Raw genomic sequence first — 2,619 nt, 5'->3', positions numbered from 1 at the left:
GGGTCGAAGTCGAGCCCGTGCCGGTAGGCGACGATCGTCTTCAGTCCGCACGCCGTACGGCTGTGCTCCCAGAGGGCCTCCTCGAAGGCGGCGGCGAATCCGGCCGCGCCGGCCCCCCCGGCGGCGACCCGCTCGGCGACCGCCTCCAGCCGGACCACCTCGTCGGCGGGCCTGCCGGTGACGGCGGCCATCCGCGCCGGGTCGAGGATCCCGTCCCCCCGGTAGCCCGTCTCCACCAGGAAGTGGCCGATCCCGGTGGCGGCGAGCAGGCGCCTGTTGACCTCCTCGGCGCCGAGCTCGGTACGGCGGGCGAGATAGGCCTCGGGGTCCGGATGCGGGTCGAGGCCGAGCACGGGCGCGCAGTGCCGCAGGATGGCGAACCCGATCTGGGAGTCGAACTGGGTCATCCAGGCGGGCACCGGCCGGTCGGACTCGGTGATCAGCTCCTCGAACTCGCGCCGTGACACGTCAACGGCCAGGGCGCCGTGGACGTGGTGGTCGACCAGTGGGATCGCCTCGATCGCCCGTTCCAGGGCTCCGGCCCGTCCTGAGGAATCGGCCCGCTCCGCCGCCTCCCCGGCCGCGGGCACGCCACCCCGGCCCGTTCTGCCGTCGTCACCGGTCATCGGAACACCTCTCGGCCGCCTCGGGTCGTCCAGTTCCTCATTCTGGCCGGTCGACCTCCGGTGGGAGGCCACGTCACCGTGTTGCGGTTTCCCCTGCGGGAGGTGGTATCGCAGCTGGTCACGCCATTCCATTCATGTCATAGGCATTCGGTATGACGCGGCGGAAGCCCTCTTCAGGAGGCTCTCACCTGCGCCGTTACCAGCCGAAGCCCCATATGGCGAAGTTATGGAAACTTGAAGGGTATTCCGCCCCTCTTGTCCGATGTCAGCTTTGTTCCAGTCCAGGCTGCCGGGTTCCGGCCAGTTCCCCGCGGCGGTGTCGCACGGCGCCGGTTCCGACCGGCCGCACCGACGCCGCACGCGTTCGACAGGTTGCATCCAGGCACGTCCCCCCGGAGGCCAAGGAGGCCATTGTGGACGCCGAGAACACCCGCGACGACAAAATCGAAGGCAAGGAATCCAGGGGCATCAGCCGCAAGACCCTGCTGAAGGCCGCCCTGATAGCCCCGGCGGCTCCGCTGCTGTTCGGTGCCCCCGCGCTGGCCCGCAACGCGCAGGGGACGGGCCGGCTGCTCGACCCCACGCCGTTCTGCGACGACGGTGACGACCCGACGATCGCCCAGACCGAGGGCCCCTACTTCAAGCCCAACTCGCCCCTGCGCAGCACGCTGACCGGCCCTGGCGTCCCGCTGACCGTCAGCGGCTACGTGTTCGGCCGGTCATGCCAGCCGATCGCCAACGCGCTGCTGGACTTCTGGCAGGCGGACACCAACGGCGCCTACGACAACACCGGATACACCTTCCGCGGGCACCAGTTCAGCGACGCCCAGGGCGCGTTCAAGCTGACCACGATCGTGCCGGGCCTGTACCCGGGCCGCACCCGGCACATCCACGTCAAGGTCCAGGCCCCGAACCGGCCGGTCCTCACCACGCAGCTCTACTTCCCGAACGAGCCGCGCAACAACACCGACACCATCTTCCACCCGTCGCTGCTCATGAACGTTCGCACGGTGGGCTCGGGAAGGGAGGCGAGCTTCGACTTCGTGCTCAACATCGTCGGCACGCCGTCCCCCAGCCCGACGCCGACCACGACCACCCCGCCCCCGACCGGCACCTGGAGGGCCGGCACGAGCTATCGGGCCGGTGACCAGGTCACCTACGCCAATCTGACCTACCGGTGCCTGCAGGCGCACACCGCCTACGCCGGTTGGGAGCCCCCGAACGTCCCGGCTCTCTGGCAGCGCGTCTGACGCACCCGTCCGCCGCCGTGGATCGGGAGGACCGCGGCGGCGGCGATCGCACCGGACCTGACGGCGCCTCCGGCGGCGTACGGCCCGGCCGGTCGGCCTAGCGGGCGGGACCGATGACGCGGGCGACCGCCTGGTGGACCTCCTCGCGCGTCATGGGATCTCTCGCGAGGAAATTGTGCAGTACGAGCCCTTCCAGCAGGGCGTCGAGGACCTGGGCGGTCGCCGGGTCGGTGAGCCGTTCCAGGGCGCGCCTGCTCCGGCTCATCCAGGTCCGCGTCACCTCCCGCAGAGCGGGATTGCGGGCGGCGCCGAGGTAGAGCTCGTAGGCGAGCACCAGGTCGCGGCGGGCCTGCAGGAAGTCGACCATGATCACGTCGGTGACGATCGCGGCGAGGTCCCCGTCCTCGGGGGCGGCGGCCAGGCGCGCGTCGAAGCGGTCGGCCAGGACGCTCACGTAGCGGGAGAAGGCCAGTTCGACGAGCTCGTCCAGGCTCGCGAAGTGGTAGGTCATCGAGCCGAGGGGGACGTCGGCCGCCTCCGCCACGCTGCGGTGGCCGGTGCCGGCGAGCCCGTGCTCGACGATCACCTCGATGGTGACGTCGATGAGGCGGTCCCGCCTGTTCGGGTCGTGGCGGCGCGGACGCCGGGCGGGGACCGCCTTCTCCCCCTCCGCACCCTTCCTGTTCGGGTCGTGGCGGCGCGGACGCCGGGCGGGGACCGCCTTCTCCCCCTCCGCACCCTTC

General features: G+C 71.1%; 2 protein-coding genes and 1 pseudogene. 1 reads left to right on the top strand and 2 read right to left on the bottom strand.

From position 1 onward, the window contains the following. Positions 1–626: pseudogene (locus CA984_RS43625) on the bottom strand (hypothetical protein); the annotation flags it as partial. A gap of 413 nt (positions 627–1,039) precedes the next feature. Here CA984_RS43625 and CA984_RS43620 point away from each other — a divergent pair. Beyond that, complete coding sequence (locus tag CA984_RS43620; RefSeq protein WP_086579120.1) at positions 1,040–1,876, top strand: dioxygenase family protein; 837 nt, start codon at positions 1,040–1,042, stop codon at positions 1,874–1,876. Positions 1,877–1,973: 97 nt separating this feature from the next. Here CA984_RS43620 and CA984_RS43615 read toward each other — a convergent pair. Next, positions 1,974–2,619 (bottom strand): TetR/AcrR family transcriptional regulator (locus CA984_RS43615; RefSeq protein WP_242676508.1); only part of this gene is annotated, 646 nt, incomplete at its 5' end.

This window comes from Streptosporangium minutum (assembly GCF_002149035.1).
GTDB classification, from domain to species: domain Bacteria; phylum Actinomycetota; class Actinomycetes; order Streptosporangiales; family Streptosporangiaceae; genus Streptosporangium; species Streptosporangium minutum.
Note: the sequence above shows the minus strand (reverse complement) of the source record. Positions and strands in the feature narration are given on the sequence as shown.